This window comes from Methylobacterium sp. OAE515 (assembly GCF_041806315.1).
In the GTDB taxonomy this organism is placed as follows: domain Bacteria; phylum Pseudomonadota; class Alphaproteobacteria; order Rhizobiales; family Beijerinckiaceae; genus Methylobacterium; species Methylobacterium tardum.
In genome coordinates this window covers 2938789-2956638 of record NZ_JBGMUV010000001.1, presented here as the reverse complement: position 1 = coordinate 2956638, position 17850 = coordinate 2938789, and the positions used below count along the sequence as shown (strand labels likewise).

Annotated in this window: 13 protein-coding genes, 1 other RNA gene and 1 pseudogene; 5 read left to right on the top strand and 10 right to left on the bottom strand. The window is 70.5% G+C overall.

The window, feature by feature from the left end; genetic code table 11:
* The first annotated feature begins 207 nt into the window (after positions 1 to 207).
* Positions 208 to 1683, top strand: coding sequence for a PAS domain-containing methyl-accepting chemotaxis protein (locus ABIE45_RS14500; RefSeq protein ID WP_192708520.1), 1476 nt, complete (start codon positions 208 to 210; stop codon positions 1681 to 1683).
* Positions 1684 to 1695: 12 nt separating this feature from the next.
* On the opposite strand, the gene murD is transcribed toward ABIE45_RS14500, so the two are convergent.
* The 10 genes from murD to arsH all read right to left on the bottom strand — a co-directional run bounded on the left by murD (position 1696) and on the right by arsH (position 13045).
* Positions 1696 to 3060: a UDP-N-acetylmuramoyl-L-alanine--D-glutamate ligase gene (murD, locus tag ABIE45_RS14495; RefSeq protein WP_192708519.1), complete on the bottom strand. Its 1365-nt coding sequence runs from the start codon at positions 3058 to 3060 to the stop codon at positions 1696 to 1698.
* A gap of 205 nt (positions 3061 to 3265) precedes the next feature.
* Positions 3266 to 4351, bottom strand: a complete 1086-nt coding sequence (gene mraY / locus ABIE45_RS14490) for a phospho-N-acetylmuramoyl-pentapeptide-transferase (RefSeq protein WP_192708518.1) — start codon at positions 4349 to 4351, stop codon at positions 3266 to 3268.
* A gap of 77 nt (positions 4352 to 4428) precedes the next feature.
* Positions 4429 to 5880 carry a UDP-N-acetylmuramoylalanyl-D-glutamyl-2,6-diaminopimelate--D-alanyl-D-alanine ligase gene (locus ABIE45_RS14485; RefSeq protein ID WP_192708517.1) on the bottom strand — a complete coding sequence of 484 codons (1452 nt, stop codon included), beginning with the start codon at positions 5878 to 5880 and terminating at the stop codon, positions 4429 to 4431.
* A gap of 19 nt (positions 5881 to 5899) precedes the next feature.
* A complete protein-coding gene (locus tag ABIE45_RS14480) occupies positions 5900 to 7357 on the bottom strand; it encodes a UDP-N-acetylmuramoyl-L-alanyl-D-glutamate--2,6-diaminopimelate ligase (protein ID WP_192708516.1) in 1458 nt (485 codons plus the stop codon).
* Positions 7358 to 7367: 10 nt separating this feature from the next.
* Positions 7368 to 9209, bottom strand: a complete 1842-nt coding sequence (locus ABIE45_RS14475; RefSeq protein ID WP_373622884.1) for a peptidoglycan D,D-transpeptidase FtsI family protein — start codon at positions 9207 to 9209, stop codon at positions 7368 to 7370.
* A 69-nt stretch (positions 9210 to 9278) separates the two neighbouring features.
* Positions 9279 to 9692 carry a hypothetical protein gene (locus ABIE45_RS14470; RefSeq protein WP_192708515.1) on the bottom strand — a complete coding sequence of 138 codons (414 nt, stop codon included), beginning with the start codon at positions 9690 to 9692 and terminating at the stop codon, positions 9279 to 9281.
* Positions 9689 to 10774 carry a 16S rRNA (cytosine(1402)-N(4))-methyltransferase RsmH gene (rsmH, locus tag ABIE45_RS14465; RefSeq protein ID WP_192708514.1) on the bottom strand — a complete coding sequence of 362 codons (1086 nt, stop codon included), beginning with the start codon at positions 10772 to 10774 and terminating at the stop codon, positions 9689 to 9691. Before rsmH ends, ABIE45_RS14470 begins: the two co-directional genes overlap by 4 nt.
* A 417-nt stretch (positions 10775 to 11191) precedes the next feature.
* Positions 11192 to 11590: RNase P RNA component class A (rnpB, locus tag ABIE45_RS14460), an RNA gene on the bottom strand.
* Positions 11591 to 11634: 44 nt separating this feature from the next.
* The gene (locus ABIE45_RS14455) at positions 11635 to 12075 is read right to left on the bottom strand and encodes a VOC family protein (RefSeq protein ID WP_192708513.1); all 441 of its coding nucleotides are present in this window, start codon (positions 12073 to 12075) and stop codon (positions 11635 to 11637) included.
* Positions 12076 to 12283: 208 nt separating this feature from the next.
* Positions 12284 to 13045, bottom strand: coding sequence for an arsenical resistance protein ArsH (gene arsH / locus ABIE45_RS14450; RefSeq protein ID WP_373622351.1), 762 nt, complete (start codon positions 13043 to 13045; stop codon positions 12284 to 12286).
* A gap of 50 nt (positions 13046 to 13095) precedes the next feature.
* Between arsH and ABIE45_RS14445 the strand changes: the two genes are divergently transcribed.
* From ABIE45_RS14445 to pepN, 4 genes and pseudogenes are all read left to right on the top strand, one after another.
* Complete coding sequence (locus ABIE45_RS14445) at positions 13096 to 13455, top strand: metalloregulator ArsR/SmtB family transcription factor (RefSeq protein ID WP_192708512.1); 360 nt, start codon at positions 13096 to 13098, stop codon at positions 13453 to 13455.
* Complete coding sequence (gene arsC / locus ABIE45_RS14440) at positions 13448 to 13888, top strand: arsenate reductase (glutaredoxin) (protein WP_192708511.1); 441 nt, start codon at positions 13448 to 13450, stop codon at positions 13886 to 13888. The genes ABIE45_RS14445 and arsC overlap by 8 nt, the downstream gene beginning before the upstream one ends.
* A gap of 76 nt (positions 13889 to 13964) precedes the next feature.
* Positions 13965 to 15197: pseudogene (locus ABIE45_RS14435) on the top strand (MFS transporter); the annotation flags it as partial.
* A 7-nt stretch (positions 15198 to 15204) separates the two neighbouring features.
* Positions 15205 to 17826 carry an aminopeptidase N gene (pepN, locus tag ABIE45_RS14430; RefSeq protein ID WP_192708510.1) on the top strand — a complete coding sequence of 874 codons (2622 nt, stop codon included), beginning with the start codon at positions 15205 to 15207 and terminating at the stop codon, positions 17824 to 17826.
* Positions 17827 to 17850: the final 24 nt, after the last annotated feature.

The window sequence follows — 17850 nt, the reverse complement described above, 5'->3', positions numbered from 1 at the left end:
TCAAGCCAGATGCCGGTGCTGCCGACACCGCCCGAGAGGCGCTGAAAACCTCACGCGTATCGTTCGAGTTCAATCGTCCAAAGAACAGATAATACTCTATGTTAATACCAGACGTGCAACCTTTGGGTGTAAGTTGCGGATCGGCGAGCAACCTGAACCGGGTGCCGCTCGGCGATGCCGGATCCGCCAAGCGGAAGCTCCCTCGCCATGTTCTCTGCCCTGAACAACCGTGAAGCGCAGGCCAAGCTCGCGGCCCTCGACCGCGTTCAGGGCGTCATCGAGTTCGACCTCTCCGGGAAGATCCTCTCGGCCAACGGCAATTTCCTGGCTGTGGTCGGCTACACGCTGCCGGAGATCGTCGGGCAGCACCACAGCCTGTTCATGGATCCGGCGCAGCGGGACTCGCCCGAGTACCGCGCGCTCTGGGAGCGCCTGCGTTCGGGCACATTCGAGAGCGGGCAGTTCCAGCGGGTCGGCCGGGGCGGCCGCAGGATCTGGATCCAGGCGTCCTACAATCCGGTGCTCGACAGCCGCGGTCGGCCCTACAAGGTGGTGAAATTCGCCACCGACATCACCCAGCAGAGGACCGAGGAGGCCGACCGCGCGGGACAGATCGAGGCCATCCACAAGGTGCAGGCCGTCATCGCCTTCGACCTCGACGGTACGGTGCTCGAGGCCAACGACAACTTCCTGGCCGCGATGGGTTACACACGAGGAGAAGTGGTCGGGCAGCACCACAGCCTGTTCGTCGAGCCCGGCCAGCGCGACAGCGAGGCGTACCGCGCGTTCTGGGCGGCGCTGCGGAACGGGACCTATCAGGCGGCGCAGTTCCGACGCGTCGGCAAGGGCGGTCGCGAAGTCTGGATCCAGGCGTCCTACAACCCGATCTTCGATGCCGCCGGCCGGCCCTACAAGGTGGTGAAGTTCGCCACCGACATCACCGACCAGGTCCGCCTGCTCGCCGACCTGCGCACGCTGATCGACCGGAACTTCGGCGAGATCGAGCAGGCGGTGACGCACTCGACGCGGGCGGCCGCCCTGGCCTCCTCGGCCGCGGATTCGACCTCCGGCAACGTCCAGACCGTGGCAGCGGCGGCCGAGGAGCTGGCCGCGTCCGTCGCGGAGATGTCGCAGAGCATCGTCCGCTCGCAGGGCGCCACCGACACCGCCTATGCCTGCGTCCAGGAGGCGGACGGCCACACCAAGCGCTTGGCCGAGACCGCGACCGCGATGACCAGCATCGTCGGCCTGATCCAGAACATCGCCGGCCAGATCAACCTGCTGGCGCTCAACGCCACGATCGAGGCGGCCCGCGCCGGCGAGGCGGGACGCGGCTTCGCGGTCGTCGCCTCCGAGGTGAAGGCGCTGGCCGATCAGGCGGCGCGCGCCACCGGGCAGATCAACGGCGAGATCGCCAGCGTGCAGCGCGTCTCGCAGGAGGTGGTGGGAGCGCTGACCTCGATCGGGACCTCGGTCTCGGTGATGCGCGAGACCGTCGTGGCGACCGCGGCGGCCATCGAGGAGCAGAGCGCGGTGACGCGCGACCTCGCCGAGAACATGCAGAGCGCTGCCGGGGCGGTCACGGCGATCACCGGCAATATCGGGGCGATCGTTCAGTCCGTGGCCGACGTCTCGCAGGCGGTGGGCACCACCCGCGACGCCGCCAAGGTGCTGGCGCGCTGAGGCGGCGCTGCCTCAGGGCAGCGCCTGCACCAGCTCCCGGAAACGGTTGCCGCGGATCTCGAAGTTCCGGAACTGGTCGTAGGAGGCGCAGGCCGGCGAGAGCAGCACAACGGGCTCCGGGGCGCCCGAGGCGGCGGCGTTCTCGGCGGCCTTCGGGACCGCCACCTCCAGGGTCTCGCAGCGGGTGTAGGGAACGGCGCCCTCCAGCGTCGCCGCGAAGGCATCGGAGGCGGCGCCGATCAGGTAGGCGTGGGCGACCCGCTCGAAATACGGCACCAGCGGGAAGATGCCGCCGTCCTTCGGCTTGCCGCCGAGGATCCAGTGGATGTCCCGGAAGGCCGTGAGCGCCTTCTCGGTCGAATCCGCGTTCGTCGCCTTCGAATCGTTGACGAACAGCACGGGCCCGCGCCGCCCGACCTCTTCCATCCGGTGCGGCAAGCCCGGGAACGAGGTCAGCCCGGCCTGGATCTCCGTGGGTGAGAGGCCGAGCGCCCGCGCTACCGCCACGGCCACCGCCGCGTTCTGCCAGTTATGGGCGCCCCGGAGCGAGCCGATCCCGTTCACGTCGGCGAGCGCCGTACCATCCGGATCGCGGACGATCCCGTCGCGCACGCTCAGCGCGTCGGTGCAGAGTGTCTCGCCGTGGGGCACGTGCACGCGCACGAGGTCGGCACCGCGCCGGTCGGCAATGGCCCGGCTGGGCGCATCGTCGATGCCGACCACCGCGAGGGCCGAACCGCGGATCAGGCGCTCCTTGATGGCCGCGTACTGCTCCATGGTGCCGTGGCGGTCGAGGTGGTCGGGGGTGATGTTCATCAGGACGCCGACGCTCGGATCGAGGCTCGGCGTCAGGTCGATCTGGAACGACGACATCTCGATCACGTGGACGCGGCCGGCGGCGGGCGGCTCCAGGGACAGGATCGCGGTCCCGATATTGCCGCCCATCTGCACGTCACGGCCTCCTTGCGCGAGCACGTGGGCGATCAGCGCTGTGGTGGTCGACTTGCCGTTGGTGCCGGTGATCGCCACGAACGGCGCCCCGGCGGCGTGCGCCCGGCGCTCGCGGCAGAACAGCTCGATATCGCCGATGATTTCGACATCCGCGGCGCGGGCGAGCCGGACGCTCCAGTGCGGCTCCGGATGGGTCAGGGGCACGCCGGGGCTGAGCACGAGCGCGGCGAAGCCCGACCAGTCGGCCTCGCGCAGATCCTGCGTCTCGATCCCGGCCTCCCGGGCCCGGGCGAGGCTGTCGGCATTGTCGTCCCAGGCCTGCACGCCGGCACCGCCCGCCTTCAGCGCCAGCGCGGTGGCGAGACCGGAGCCGCCGAGCCCGAACAGGGCGACGGTGCGGTCGGCGAAGGTGGTGATGGGCGTCATGGGAAGCTCGAGAAGCGAAAGGGGCCGGGCCGATCCCATCCAATCCCCTTATCCTGAGGTGCTCGCGTCAGCGAGCCTCGAAAGAGCCCTCCAGCCAGCGCGCGATCCCTGGAGGGCTCCTTCGAGGCCGCCGCTGCACGACGGCACCTCAGGATGAGGACCTGGGTGGGATCAGCCAGTTAAGGCGGCTCTCTATCACATTTTCTCAGCGCAGCTTCAGCGTCGCCAAGCCCGCCATGGCCAGGATGACGGCGATGATCCAGAACCGGATGACCACCTGCGGCTCCTTCCAGCCCTTCTGCTCGAAATGGTGGTGGATCGGCGCCATCCGGAAGACGCGCTTGCCGGTGAGCTTGAACGAGGCGACCTGGATGATCACCGACATCATCTCGAGGACGAACAGGCCGCCGACGATCGCCAGGACGATCTCGTGCTTCGTCGCCACCGCGACGGTGCCCAGGAGCCCGCCGAGGGCCAGGGAGCCGGTATCGCCCATGAAGATCTGGGCCGGCGGCGCATTGAACCAGAGGAAGCCGAGGCCGGCGCCGATCACGGCGCCGCAGACCACGGCGAGCTCGCCCGAGTCACGGACGTAGTTCACCTGCAGGTAGCTCGCGGTGAACGAGTTGCCGACCAGATAGGCGATGAACCCGAAGGTGGCGCAGGCGATCATCACCGGCACGATGGCCAGACCGTCGAGGCCGTCGGTCATGTTCACGGCGTTGCCGGCGCCCACGATCACGAAGGCGCCGAACAGCGGGTAGAACCAGCTGAGGTTCAGGAGCGCGTCCTTGAACACCGGGAAGGCGAGCTGGTTCTGCAGCGCGGCCGGCGAGTAGACCGCGATCGTCAGGCAGGCCGCCATCGCGATCACCGCCTCGAGGGCCAGGCGGAACTTGCCCGAGAACCCCTTGTGCGACTGCTTCGTCACCTTGAGGTAGTCGTCGTAGAAGCCGATGGCGCCGAAGCCGAGGGTGACGGTCAGTGTCACCCAGACATAGTGATTGCGCGGGTTGGCCCAGAGCAGGATCGCCACGATCGCGCCCGCCAGGATCATCAGCCCGCCCATGGTCGGCGTGCCGCGCTTGGTCAGCAGGTGCGTCTGCGGCCCGTCCTCGCGGATCGGCTGCCCCTTGCCCTGGCGCAGGCGCAGCAGCGAGATGATCCACGGCCCGAACCAGAACACGAACAGGCCCGCCGTGAACAGCGCGCCGCCGGTGCGGAAGGTGATGTAGCGGAACACGTTGAGCGGCGTGAAGCTGCTGCTCAGGTCCGAGAGAAGGTACAGCATACGGGCGCTCGGCCCCTTTGTTCAGGCGCAGGTTTCGGGGGGCGTTACCGCGCGCTTCGAACGCGCGGGCCTGCCGGTCAGGGGGCCGTCGCCAGGGCGCGCCGCGCCTCGTCGACGGCGTAGCGGGCTTTCAGGGCCTCGACAATCCGGCCCATGCGGCTGCCGTTCGATCCTTTGACCATCACGGCATCGCCGGGCCGGAGCGTCCGGGCGAGCGGCTCCAGCAGGTCCACGGAGGTGTCAGCCACAGCGCCGCGGCGGCTCACCGGCAGGGCCTCGAACAGGTGGCGCATCAGCGGGCCGGCCGCGAAAACGAGGTCGATCCGGGCCGCCTCGATCGCGTCGGCAAGGCCGCGATGCAGGTCGGGGGCGGCGGCGCCTAGTTCCAGCATGTCGCCCAGCACCGCGATGCGGCGGCCGCGGGGCCCGGTCTCGATCCCCGCGAGCGTCGCGAGCGCTGCCCGGACCGCCACGGGATTGGCGTTGTAGCTCTCGTCCACCAGGTAGGCGGTGCCGCCGCCGATCTCGAGGGCGGTGCGCTCGCCGCGCCCCGCCGGCGGCGTCAGCCCGCCGAGCGACAGGGCGGCGCGGGCGAGGTCGGCCCCGAGGCTGTGGACCACCGCCATGACACCCAGCGAATTCAGCGCCGCGTGCCGGCCGGCCGTGCCGAGCTTGTAGGTGACGGGCTGGCCCATCACGAGGGCATCGACGACCGACAGGTCGGGGCGGAGCACGATCTTCAGGGCGCGCACGTCGGCATCCGGGTGCTCGCCGAAGGTGACCACCCGTCCCGCCCGGGAGGCCTGCGCGTGGGCCGCGAGCCGGTCGAAATGCTGGACGTCGCGGTTGATGATCGCAACGCCGCCGGGCTGGAGGCCGGAGAAGATCTCGCCCTTGGCGTCCGCGATGGCCGCGAGCGAGGCGAAATGCTCGATATGGGCGGGCGCGATCGTGGTGATCAGCGCGATGTCGGGCCGGACCTGGGCGGTCAGCGGCACGATCTCGGCCGCGTGGTTCATGCCGATCTCGAACACGCCGTAGCGCGTGGCTTGCGGCATCCGCGCCAGCGTCAGGGGCACGCCCCAGTGATTGTTGTAGGAGGCCGCCGAGGCGTGGGTCTCGCCCTGGCCGGAGAGCACGTGGCGCAGGGCCTCCTTGGTCCCGGTCTTGCCGACCGAGCCGGTCACCGCCACGACCTGGGCCTTCGTGCGGGTACGCGCCGCCGCTCCGAGCCGGGTCATCGCCGTCAGCACCGGATCCGCACCCGTCTCGGTGACAGCCAGGACCGGGCCATGAGGCGCGAGGTCGCCGGCGCGGGCTTCGGCCACCACGGCGGCGCCGGCCCCGCGGCCGAGGGCGTCGGCCACGAAGTCGTGGCCGTCGCGGGCGTCGCCGCGGATGGCGAAGAACAGGTCGCCGGGCTGGAGCGTGCGGGTGTCGATCGAGGCGCCACCGATCGGGCGCTCGGCGCCGATCAGGCGCCCGCCCGTCGCGGCCTCGAGTTCCTCCCGCGTCCAGAGTGCGGTCATGGTCAGCCCCCGGTCACCCTCAGGTCGCCTCGGTGATCGCCGCGCGCAGGACCTCGTGGTCCGAGAACGGCAGCGTCCGATCCCCCACGATCTGGCCGGTTTCATGACCCTTGCCGGCCACGACCAGCACGTCGCCCGGTCCGAGACGCCGCACGGCCGTGCGGATCGCCTCCGCGCGGTCGCCGATCTCTTCTGCGCCCGGCGCGGCGTCGAGGATCGCCCGACGGATCGCGGCGGCCTCCTCGGTGCGCGGATTGTCGTCCGTGACGATCACGGTGTCGGCGAGGCGCTGCGCGATCGCGCCCATCAGCGGCCGCTTGCCCCGGTCGCGGTCGCCGCCGCAGCCGAACACCACGACTAGGCTTCCGGAGGCGAACGGGCGGAGCGCGGTCAGCACGCTCTCCAGCGCCTCGGGCTTGTGGGCGTAGTCGACGAGGCAGAGCCCGCCACGGGCCTCGCCGATCCGCTCCATGCGGCCCGGCACGCCGGTGAGATGGTCGAGGGCCGCGAACACGCCGTCGGGATCGGCGGCGCCCGCCGGGGTCGCGAGGGCGAGGCCGGCCGCCACCAGGGCGTTCTCGACCTGGAATTCCCCGACGAGCGGCAGGCGCAGTTCCCGGGCCCGGCCCTGGAAAACGAGGCGCACGGCCTGCGCGAAGCCCTCCGTCCGGACCGACTCCACGTGCAGATCCCGGCCGCCGCGTCCGACCGTCCGGACCGGCCGCCCGGCATCCTCGGCCGCGGCGATCACCCGGTCCGCATAGGCCCCGTCGGCGTTCACGATCGCCGGGCATCCGGATGGCAGCAGGTCGGTGAACAGGCGCAGCTTGGCCGCGAGGTAGTCCTCGATGCTCGCGTGGTAGTCGAGGTGGTCCCGCCCGAGATTGGTGAAGCCCGCCGCGTCGAGCCGCACGCCGTCGAGACGGCGCTGCTCGATCCCGTGCGAGGACGCCTCCATGGCGAGGTCGGTGATGCCGTCCGCCGCGAGGCGCGCCAGCGTCTGGTGCAGCGTCACCGGATCCGGGGTGGTGAGGGAGCCGTATTGCGCGCCGCGGTTCGTGACGATCCCGACGGTGCCGAGGCTCGCGGCATCGCGGCCGAGGCGTGCCAGAATCTGGCGGACGAAGTCGGCCACCGAACTCTTGCCGGCGGTACCGGTCACGGCCACCACGGTGTCGGGCTGCCGGCCGGCAAGCCGCGCCGCCGCCAGGGCCAGGGACCGGCGCGCATCCGCGACCGCGATCCAGGCGACCGACTCCGGCAGATCGGCGGGGCGCGTCCCCTCGCCCGCCACCGCCACCGCGCCGCGGTTGGCGGCCTGCGCGGCGAAGCGGCGACCGTCGGCCTTGGTGCCCGGCACGGCCACGAACACCGTGCCGGTCGCGACCTGCCGGCTGTCGGCGGTCAGGTCCGACACCGTCAGGTCGGCGGCCGTTCCGGAGGCTTCCGGGAAGAGGTCGGCGAGCCGCGCGCTCATGACGCCACCATCACGGGCCGCCGAGCTGGTTGATGTGGTAGGCGTTGAGCTTGACCATCTGCGGGAACGGCCTCACCGGCGGCTCGAATTGCGGCGGCAGGCCCAGGATCGGCGCCACCCGCTCGATCACCTTGCCGGTGACCACGCCGGAGTTCCAGGCCGCCGTGGCGTAGCCGCCGGATTCCGGCAGACCCTGCGGCTCGTCCATGATCGTGACGAACAGGTACTTCGGGTCGTTCATCGGCGCCGCCGCCATGAAGGTCGTGAACAGGCGGTTGTGGATGTAGCGGCCGCCGATCACCTTCTCGGCCGTGCCGGTCTTGCCGCCGACGAAGTAGTACGGGATTGCGGCCTTCTTGGCCGAGCCCTCGGAGGCATTAAGGCGCATAATGTAGCGCATCGCCTCGGAGGTCTGGGACGAGAGCACGTGCGTGGCGCGGGCCTTGTCGTCCGGGTTCGCCTTCAGGAAGGTCGGGGTGATCAGGTCGCCGCCATTGGCGATGGCCGCGACAGCGGCCGCCGCCTGGATCGGCGCCACCGCGATGCCGTGCCCGAACGCGATGGTGATGGTGTTGATCTCGGTCCAGCGGGACGGGACGATCGGCGCCGCGCTCTCGGGCAGCTCGGTGCGCAGCCGGTCGAGCAGGCCCATCTTCTTCAGGAAGGCCTTGTGGCCGGTCACGCCGACGCCGAGCGCCATCTTGGCCGAGCCGATGTTCGACGAGTGGGTGAACACCTCCGGCATGGTGATGACGCGGTTGGTGCCGTGATACTCGTGGATCTTCTGCCGACCCCAGTTCAGCACGCCGCCGCGGGTGTCGAAGGTCGAGTTGACGTTGTACTTGCCGGAATCGAGCGCCATGGCGAGCGTCATCGCCTTGAAGGTCGAACCCATCTCGTAGACGCCGACATTCATCCGGTTGATCCGGTCGGGCGAGAGGGCGTCCTTCGGATCGTTCGGGTCGAAATCCGGCATGGAAACCAGCGCGATGACTTCGCCGGTCTTCACGTCGAGGATCATCGAGGCGCCGGCCTTGGCCTTGAAGTGGTCGATGCCCCAGGCCAGCTCGTCGCGCACGGCGAACTGGGCGCGCAGATCGATCGAGAGCTGCACCGGCTTCAGGTCGGCCTGCTTGTTGACCAGCCCGAAGCTGTTGAGCGCCTGGAGGCCGGTGGAGTCGATGTACTTCTCCATCCCGGCGATGCCGATGCCGTCGAGATTGGTCGCGCCCAGGATGTGGGCGGCGGCCGTGCCGTTCGGATAGACCCGCTTGTGGTCGGGCAGGAAGCCGATGCCCGGGATGCCGAGCCGGTGGACCTCGGCCTGCTGCTTCGGGGTCAGCTCGCGCTTGACCCACACGAAGCCGGCGCCGCTCCGGCCCTTGCGCGAGGCCAGCTTGGCCCGCAGCTCGGTGGCGTTGAGTTCCGGCAGGACCGCGGTGAGCAGCTCCACCGCCTCGTCCTTGTCGTAGATGTTGCCGGGCTCGGCGAAGACCGAGACCGTGCGGATGTCGGTGGCCAGGATCTCGCCGTTGCGGTCGACGATGTCGGGCCGGAACGCCGTCGAAGAGGCGGCCGCGACCCTGTGCTCCTGGCTGGGCGGCTCGCCGAAGATCGCCATCATCAGGAGCTTGGCCGAGATCGTCCCGAACACGGCGACGAAGACCAAGCCGACCAGGGCGACGCGCATGTGCGACCGCTCGATCGCCAGTCGGAACATGCTGCGCAGGAACGCTTTGGCCCGCTCGGCGCGATCCACCGGGACGGGCTCGTCCTCTGCGAGGACGCGCGGCGCGTTGGCGGCATGCGCAAGCGCCGCCGCCTCCAGCAGGGCGGCCTCGTGCTCCGCAATATGCGCCTCGGCCGCCTGCGTCTCGGCTGCCGCGTATGCGATCTGGTCGGCGTCTTCGGACACGGGGGATTACCTCGAAGCCGTCGTCGGGGTGCGGGTCGTGGTGACGGTGCGGGTGATCGAGCCGGTCGTGCGCGGCTCGATCGCACCCTTGTCCTTGGGCGTCGCGGTGGCCGCGAGCAGGCGTCCGATCTCGTCGCCGCGCTCGGGACGGGCGGGCAGATCCGAGAGGCGCGCCAAGTGGCTGGTGCCGATCGGCTCCAGGGCGAGATGCTTGTCGACAGCCGCCTGCAGCCGGTCGGGCCGGGTCAGGAGCTGCCACTCGGCGCGCAGCACCGCGATCGCCTGCCGTTCCGCGTGCAGGGCGGTCTGCAGCTTCGACACCTGACCGCCCTGATAGAGCGTGTCGTACTTGATCGAGTAGGCGTAGATCGCCGAGGCGACGAGGCCGGCCACGGCCAGCAGGTTCAGGAGGCGGATCATCGGCGCTGGCCCCCGCGGGCGGCTTCGGGCAGGCTTGCCAGGGCGGTCAGCGCCGCCAGCGGCTCGGGCACGTCGGACTCCGTGCGCTCCGCCGCGCGGAGCTTGGCCGAGCGGGCGCGCGGGTTGCGCGCGGTCTCGGCCTCGCTCGGCAGGACCGGGCCCTTGGTCACGAGGTTGAAGCTGCGGACCACCTCGGCCGGAGCGCCCGGCAGGTGGCGCGACCCCTGCGCGGAGCGGCCGCTGCGGGCCGCGAAGAACTGCTTGACGATCCGATCCTCAAGGGAGTGGAACGTCACGACGGCGAGCCGGCCGCCGGGCGTGAGCACCCGTTCGGCCGCGTGCAGGGCGCGCACCAGCTCGCCGAGTTCGTCGTTCACCGCGATGCGCAGGCCCTGGAAGGTCCGCGTCGCGGGATGGATGTGGCTGCCGGGCTCGGCCCGCACCACGCCGGCCACCAGTTCGGCGAGTTGCGCAGTGGTCTCGATCCGGCCGCGGCGGCGCGCCTCGTGGATCGCCCGCGCGACGGCGCGCGAGCGCCGCTCCTCGCCGTAATGGTAGATGATGTCGGCGAGCACCGTCTCGTCGGATTCGTTGACGATGTCGGCGGCGCTGGGGCCGTCGCCGCCCATGCGCATGTCGAGGGGGCCGTCGTTGCGGAACGAGAACCCCCGCTCCGGTACGTCGAGCTGCATCGACGAGACGCCGATGTCGAGCACCACCTGATCGGCCTGCGCTACGCCGGCCTCGGCCAGGAGGGTGTCGAGGTTGCCGAAGCGGCCCGGGACCAGGCGGAGGCGCCCCCGCGACTCGGCGACCAGGCTCTGGCCGGCGGCGATCGCCGTAGGATCGCGGTCGATCGCCACGACCTGCAGGGCCGGATCCCGATCCAGCAGGGCGCGCGTGTAGCCGCCCGCTCCGAACGTGCCGTCGACGGCCAGTCCGCCGTCGGTGCTGAGCGCCGCGACCACCTCCTCGAGCAGCACCGGCACGTGCGGCTGAGCCGACGGGGACGAGGCCTCGGACTCGGTGCCGCTGCGCCGGACGGAGGTCGGAAGCTCAGCCGGAGGGCGGCGGCGGGTCATGGGCACCTCCGCCGGGAGACGCAGTTCGGAGCGGAAGGGCGACGCGGACCGGGGAACCGGTCGCGGATGCGGCTCGTGCGTCTCATGATGCCCTGGACCGGGCCGCGCGAGCGCGGCGCGCGTGACGGGAACGGCATCGAATTCGGAGCGCGCAAAACGCCGCGCTCGGACGGGACCCGCACTGAGGCAGGTTGCGCCCGGCGATCCGATACACGCCGTTGACGGGAGGATGCCGGGTATCATGGGCCTCGGAGGATCGTCAACGCACAAGCCTGGCGCTGCCGCGCGATCCGATCTGACCCTGGCAAGGTTAACCGAAGGTTTTCGTCGCGCCGGAAATTTGATCGAAGCTGACGTCCGGTTGCGGGGCCCGCGTCGCCTGTAAGGCGCTGGCGGGGCTTCTGTTTTGAGGGCTGGTGGATCAGCCGGCCTGTAAGCCGGGTTCTGTAGGGCCGGAGCGCTTGCACGCCCCGACGTGGCAGCCATTCCTCTGGGACGGTCGTTGCCGACCGCCTCGAGCAACCAACCCGGGCGACTGGCCTGGAGAGCGGGCCTGCCCTTCTCGCGAAGGGCGCGCCGCCCCTATTCGGTCTTGCTCCCGGTGGGGTTTGCCGTGCCGTCCGCGTTGCCGCGTCCGCGGTGCGCTCTTACCGCACCCTTTCACCCTGACCCCGGACGGATCCGGGGCGGTCTGCTCTCTGTGGCACTGTCCCTGGGGTCGCCCCCGCCGGACGTTATCCGGCACCGTCTCTCCATGGAGCCCGGACTTTCCTCCCCGGACGCTCGCGCGTCCGGAGCGGCCGCCCGGCCGGCTGATCCTCGGGCAGATGCGCCCGGGCCGCCGTCCGGGTCAAGGCCGGTTACCAGGTCCCGGTGTTCTCCATCGACGCCCAGGGCTCCTGCGGCGCCTTCGCGCCGCCCTTCTGGAGGATCTCGATCGAGATGCCGTCGGGCGACTTCACGAAGGCCATGTAGCCGTCGCGCGGCGGGCGGTTGATGGTGACGCCCTTCTCCTGCAGCCGGCTGCAGAAGGCGTAGATGTCGTCGACCTGATAGGCGAGATGACCGAAATTGCGCCCGCCCGTGTAGGTTTCCGGATCCCAGTTGTAGGTCAGCTCCACGAGCGGCGACTTCGTCTCCTTCGCGCGCTCGGCGTCTCCGGGGGCGGCCAGGAAGACCAGCGTGAAGCGACCCTTCTCGTTCTCAACGCGGCGGACCTCCTGGAGGCCGAACGTGTCGACGTAGAAGGCGAGCGCCCGGTCGAGATCGGCGACCCGGACCATGGTGTGAAGAAATTCCATCGGGCGACGATCCCTCTGTTGGCGAGGGCTCTGACGGCGCCCTCAGCGGATACGGACATGACCGGCCGTGCCTGGGCGGCATCGGGAGGCGGCCACGAGGGTGGCCGGCCGGTTGCTGCGCTAGCTAGGGCCGCGCCGCCGGTCGAGTAGCCCGCTTCGACGGCAAACGCCCGCTCCGCTCCAGCGAGGCGGACCCGTGGGGCGTCCGTCAGGGCTTCGCGAGGCCGATATCGGCGGCCAGTTCCGTCATCCGGTCCGGCGCGGATGCCTTCCGCTCGCTGTAGCGATCGACCAGATAGTCCGCCCGCTCGCGGGTCAGCAGGGTGAACTTCATCAGCTCCTCGCACACGTCGACGATGCGTTCGTAGAGGGGGCTCGGCTTCATCCGACCGTCGTCGTCGAACTCACGATAGGCCATCGGCACGGAGGATTGGTTGGGGATGGTGATCATCCGCATCCAGCGACCGAGCAGGCGCAGCGAGTTCACCGCATTGAAGCTCTGCGATCCGCCAGAGACCTGCATCACCGCCAGCGTACGGCCCTGCGTCGGGCGCACGCTGCCCTCGCTCAGAGGCAGCCAGTCGATCTGGCTCTTCATCACGCCGGTCAGGTTGCCGTGGCGCTCAGGCGAAACCCAGACCTGGCCTTCCGACCAGAGCGAGAGCGCCCGCAGCTCCTGAACCTTTGGATGATCCGCCGTGCTGTCGTCGGGCAGCGGCAGCCCGTGCGCGTCATAGATCCGGACGTCACCGCCCAGGGCCTCCAGCAGCCGGGCCGCTTCCTGCGCCAGGAAGCGGCTGTACGAGCGCGCGCGCAGCGAGCCGTACAGGATCAGGAAGCGCGGCGCATGTGTGAACGGTTCGCAGACGTGTAGCTGCGCTGCTGTCGGCACCGGAAGATGCGCCGCGCTGAGATGGGGCAACTCGTCGGTCAGACGAAGCGTACGCGCGGTCGGCTCGGACTTGTCCACGATGCAGCGATCTCGTATGTTCAAACGATGGTTTGAATGTAGAAGTGTAGATGGATGAACCGCAAGCCCTGGCGGCCTTTGTGGCGCTGGGTCAGGAGCACCGGCTCAGAGCGCTGCGCGCGCTGGTTGTGGCTGGGCCGGACGGCATGGCGTCCGGAACCCTTGCCGGGGCGATCGGTGTGTCGCCCTCCACGATCTCCTTCCACCTGAAGGAGCTGCAGCAGGCCGGGCTGATCCGGTCTCGCCGCGCCGGGCGCTCGATCATCTACAGCGCCGCCTACCCGGTTCTCTCCGGGTTGATCGCATTTCTCATGACGGATTGCTGCCAGGGCCGTCCCGAAGTCTGCGCGCCGGCCGTGGCGGCCTTCTCGAACCCCGACCCTGCGGCACGTGAGGTGGACCATGCCTGACAGCGTCTTCGACGTCGTGATCTATCACAACCCATCCTGCGGCACGTCGCGGAACGTGCTGGCGATGATCCGCAATGCCGGGATCGAGCCGCACGTCGTCGAGTACCTGAAGACGCCGCCGAACCGGGCCCTGCTCGTGCAGCTGCTGGCCCGTGCCGGTCTCTCGGTGCGCGACATCCTGCGCGAGAAGGGCACGCCGTTCGCGGAACTGGGGCTCGGCGATCCGGCCATCCCGGATGACCGGCTTCTGGATGCCATCGCGGCGCATCCGGTTCTGCTGAACCGGCCCCTGGTGGTGAGCCCTTTGGGCGTTCGTCTGTGCCGGCCCTCCGAGGCCGTGCTCGATCTCCTTCCCCCGCAGCAGGGGGCGTTCATCAAGGAGGACGGAGAGCCGGTGGTGGACGAGCACGGCCGCCGCGTCGGTCTGGCGTGAGGGGCGCCTCTTCGTCGAGGATCGCCGCGACGGGTCGATCTTCGCGCGGCGGTCCCGGCTCGGGGCCGACGCCCTGATGGCCACCCGCGCCAAGCGATGGCCTGTGATCTCCGCCCTCGGCGTGGTGCAGATCCTCGCCTGGGGTTCGTCCTACTACCTGCCCGCCGTGCTGGCCGAGCCGATCGCCCGGGACACCGGCTGGCCGCTGGCCTGGATCGTCGGCGGTCTGTCGGTCGGCCTTCTGGTCGCGGCCGCGGTCTCGCCGCGTGTCGGGGCAGCCATCCAGCGGCGCGGAGGCCGCCCGGTCCTGGCGCTGGCGGCCCTGCTCCTGGCCTCCGGGCTGACGATCCTCGGTCTCGCCCCTGCCCTGCCGGTCTTCCTGGCCGGGTGGCTCGTGATCGGGTTCGGCATGGGTTGCGGGCTGTACGATCCCGCCTACGCGACGCTCGGCCGGCTCTACGGCGCAGAGGCGCGCCCGGCGATCACGGCCCTGACGCTTCTGGGCGGTTTCGCCAGCACCGTCTGCTGGCCGCTCTCGGCGGTCCTGGTGGCGCATGTCGGCTGGCGCGGCGCCTGCCTTACCTATGCGGCGCTGCATCTGACGGTGACGCTGCCCCTCGTGCTCCTGGCGATCCCCGCGGCGCCCGGACACGCCCTCGGGGCCGGCGGCGTGACCCGGCCCATGCCGCCGCTGGTCGCCTGGCAGCGCCGAGCGGTCCTGCTGATGGCCGGCGTCCTCGTGCTGGGCGGCGCGATCATGGCGCTGGTGTCGGTCCACCTGATCACCCTGCTCCTGTCGCGCGGTGTCGGTCTCGCAACGGCCGTCGGCTACGGCGGCCTGATCGGCCCGGCGCAGGTCGGGGCCCGGCTGATCGAGATCTCCGGCCGCGGGCGTCACCATCCGCTCTGGACGCTGACCGCCGCCTTCGCGCTCGTCGCCCTCGGCCTGGTTCTGCTGGCGGCGCACCTGCCGGTGATCGGGCTGGCGCTCGTCCTCTACGGCGCCGGGAACGGCGTCTACTCGATCGCCCGCGGCACGGTTCCGCTCGCGCTGTTCGGCCCGGACCACTACGCCGGTCTGATCGGCCGCCTGGCACGGCCGGGGCTCGTCGCGCAGGCGCTCAGCCCGCCGCTGGGAGCCTACCTGCTGACCCGCATCGGTCCCGATGCCCTTTGGGGCGTGCTCGCCCTGCTGGCCGCAGCCAATCTCGGCCTTATCGGCGGCCTGTGGCGCCAGAAGACGCGGTCCGACCGCGTTGCGCCCGGCGGCGCGAAGGACCAGAACGAGCCCGAACCGCACCCGGAGAGAGAGCCGCATGCGCACCGAGACGCCGCCGCTGATCCGCCTCGAGGAATATCGGCCGAGCGACTACCTGATCGACCGCGTCGACCTCGACATCCGCCTCGACCCGCACGCGACCCGGATCCACGCGACCCTGGCGCTCCGCCCGAACCCGGCGGGTGAGACAGGAGCGCCGCTCAACCTCGACGGCGATGACCTGCGGCTGGTCTCGGTCGACCTCGACGGCACGGCCCTCGCGGCCGATGCCTACACGGCGAGTCCGGCCGGCCTGAGCCTTCTCGCGCCGCCCCGGACGCCCTTCACCCTGCGGCTCGTCACCGAGGTCGACCCGACGGCCAACTCCAAGCTGATGGGGCTCTACCGCTCGAGCGGGGTCTACTGCACGCAGTGCGAGGCCGACGGCTTCCGGCGCATCACCTATTTCCTCGACCGGCCCGACGTGATGGCGGTTTATACCACGCGTATCGAGGCGGATCGGGCCGAGGCGCCGGTTCTCCTCGGCAACGGCAACCTCGTCGAAGCGGGATCCGTCGGCGCGGATCGGCATTTCGCCGTCTGGCACGATCCGCACCCGAAGCCGGCCTACCTGTTCGCCCTCGTGGGCGGCCGCCTCGGCAAGGTCGAGACGCGGTTCACCACCATGGACGGGCGTCCGGTCACCTGCGCGGTCTATGTCGAGCCGGGCAAGGAGCCGCGGGCGGATTACGCCCTCGACGCGGTGATCCGCTCGATGGCCTGGGACGAGACCGCCTTCGGCCGCGCCTACGACCTCGACGTGTTCAACGTCGTCGCCGTGTCCGACTTCAACATGGGCGCCATGGAGAACAAAGGCCTCAACATCTTCAACGACAAGTACGTTCTGGCCAGCCCCGACACGGCGACCGATGGGGATTACGCCGCGATCGAGGCGATCATCGCCCACGAGTATTTCCACAATTGGTCGGGCAACCGCGTCACCTGCCGGGACTGGTTCCAGCTCTGCCTGAAGGAGGGGCTCACGGTCTTCCGGGACCAGGAATTCTCCTCCGACATGCGCTCCCGGCCGGTGCACCGGATCGGCGAGGTGCGCTCGCTCCGGGCGCGCCAGTTCCCGGAGGATGCCGGGCCGCTGCGCCACCCGGTGCGGCCCCGGGCCTACGCGGAGATCAACAACTTCTACACGGCGACCGTCTACGACAAGGGCGCCGAGATCGTCCGGATGCTGCGCACGCTGCTGGGTGCCGAGGCGTTCCGGTCCGGCATGGACCGCTACTTCGTCGACAATGACGGGCGCGCCGCCACGGTGGAGGATTACCTGGCGGCCTTCGCGGCGGTCTCGGGACGCGACCTGTCCGCCTTCGCCCGCTGGTACGAGCGCCCCGGCACGCCCCGCCTTGCCGTGACGGCCACCTACGATCCGGCGGCGGCACGCTACGCGCTCCGGTTCGCCCAGAGCCTGCCCGGAGAGGCGGGGCAGGTCGGGCCGCCGCTGGTGATCCCGGTCGCCCTCGGTCTCGTCGGCGCGTCCGGCCCGCTCACCGAGGCGAGCTGCCCGGACGTGCGCGACGGCGTCTATGTCCTGGACCGGGCCGAGGCCGAGATCGTGTTCGAGGGCGTCGCCGAGGAACCGGTCCCGTCGATCCTGCGCGACTTCTCCGCGCCGGTTCGGCTCGATCTCACCCTCTCCGATACGCAGCGCATGTTGCTGCTCGCGCAGGACAGCGACCCGTTCAACCGGTGGCAGGCCGCCCAGGACGTGAGCCTCCGCCTGATCCTCGAACCCGATCCGGGCCGTGCCGATGCCTTCGCGGCCGCGCTCGGACGATTCCTCGACGACGAGGCCCTGGCCGATCCGGCCTTCGCCGCCCTCGTCCTGGCGCTGCCGAGCGAGGGCGAGGCGGCGGATGCCGTGCCGTCCGATGTCGATCCCGACGCGATCCACCGGGCGCGGCATGACCTGCGGGCGCATCTCGGGACGGCGCTGCGGTCGCGGCTCGAGCGCCTCGATGCGGCCCTCGCTCCTGCCGCAGGTGCTGCCTACAGCCCCGACGCGGCCTCCGCTGGTCGCCGATCGCTGCGCAACGCCGCCCTCGACCTCGTCGCGGCGGGCGATCCGGAGGCCGGTGCAGCGCGGGCCGCCGCGCGCCTGGCCGAGGCCACCAACATGACGGACCGCCTCGCCGCCCTCGGCACCCTCGCGCTGATACCCGGGGAGACCCGCGAGACCGCCTTGGCGGAATTCGCCGCGCGCTACGCCGACGAGCCCCTCGTGCTCGACAAGTGGTTCGCCATCCAGGCCCAGATCCCCGAGGCCGGGACGCTGGAGCGGATCACCCGGCTGCAGAGCCACCCCGCCTTCACCATCACCAACCCGAACCGGGTCCGCGCCCTGATCGGAAGCTTTGCGTTCGGCAATCCGACCCAGTTCACCCGGAAGGACGGGGGCGGGTTCTCACGCGTGGCCGACACGGTTGCGGCCCTCGATTCGGCCAACCCACAGGTTGCCGCGCGGCTGCTGACGGCTTTCGGATCCTGGCGCCGGCTGGAAAAATCGCGTGCCGCCAAGGCGGTCGAAATGCTTAATTGGATCAAGGCGATCCCAGGCCTTTCGCGGGACTCCGCCGACATCCTCGCACGGACTCTCGGAGACGGCTAAGTAGCTGAACTTACGGTAGAAAAC

Coding starts and splice junctions, on each gene's coding strand:
- ABIE45_RS14500 (WP_192708520.1), top strand. CDS start 208: ATGTTCTCTGCCCTGAACAACCGTGAAGCGCAGGCCAAGCTCGCGGCC.
- murD (WP_192708519.1), bottom strand. CDS start 3,060: ATGACGCCCATCACCACCTTCGCCGACCGCACCGTCGCCCTGTTCGGG.
- mraY (WP_192708518.1), bottom strand. CDS start 4,351: ATGCTGTACCTTCTCTCGGACCTGAGCAGCAGCTTCACGCCGCTCAAC.
- ABIE45_RS14485 (WP_192708517.1), bottom strand. CDS start 5,880: ATGACCGCACTCTGGACGCGGGAGGAACTCGAGGCCGCGACGGGCGGG.
- ABIE45_RS14480 (WP_192708516.1), bottom strand. CDS start 7,357: ATGAGCGCGCGGCTCGCCGACCTCTTCCCGGAAGCCTCCGGAACGGCC.
- ABIE45_RS14470 (WP_192708515.1), bottom strand. CDS start 9,692: ATGATCCGCCTCCTGAACCTGCTGGCCGTGGCCGGCCTCGTCGCCTCG.
- rsmH (WP_192708514.1), bottom strand. CDS start 10,774: ATGACCCGCCGCCGCCCTCCGGCTGAGCTTCCGACCTCCGTCCGGCGC.
- ABIE45_RS14455 (WP_192708513.1), bottom strand. CDS start 12,075: ATGGAATTTCTTCACACCATGGTCCGGGTCGCCGATCTCGACCGGGCG.
- ABIE45_RS14445 (WP_192708512.1), top strand. CDS start 13,096: ATGGATGAACCGCAAGCCCTGGCGGCCTTTGTGGCGCTGGGTCAGGAG.
- arsC (WP_192708511.1), top strand. CDS start 13,448: ATGCCTGACAGCGTCTTCGACGTCGTGATCTATCACAACCCATCCTGC.
- pepN (WP_192708510.1), top strand. CDS start 15,205: ATGCGCACCGAGACGCCGCCGCTGATCCGCCTCGAGGAATATCGGCCG.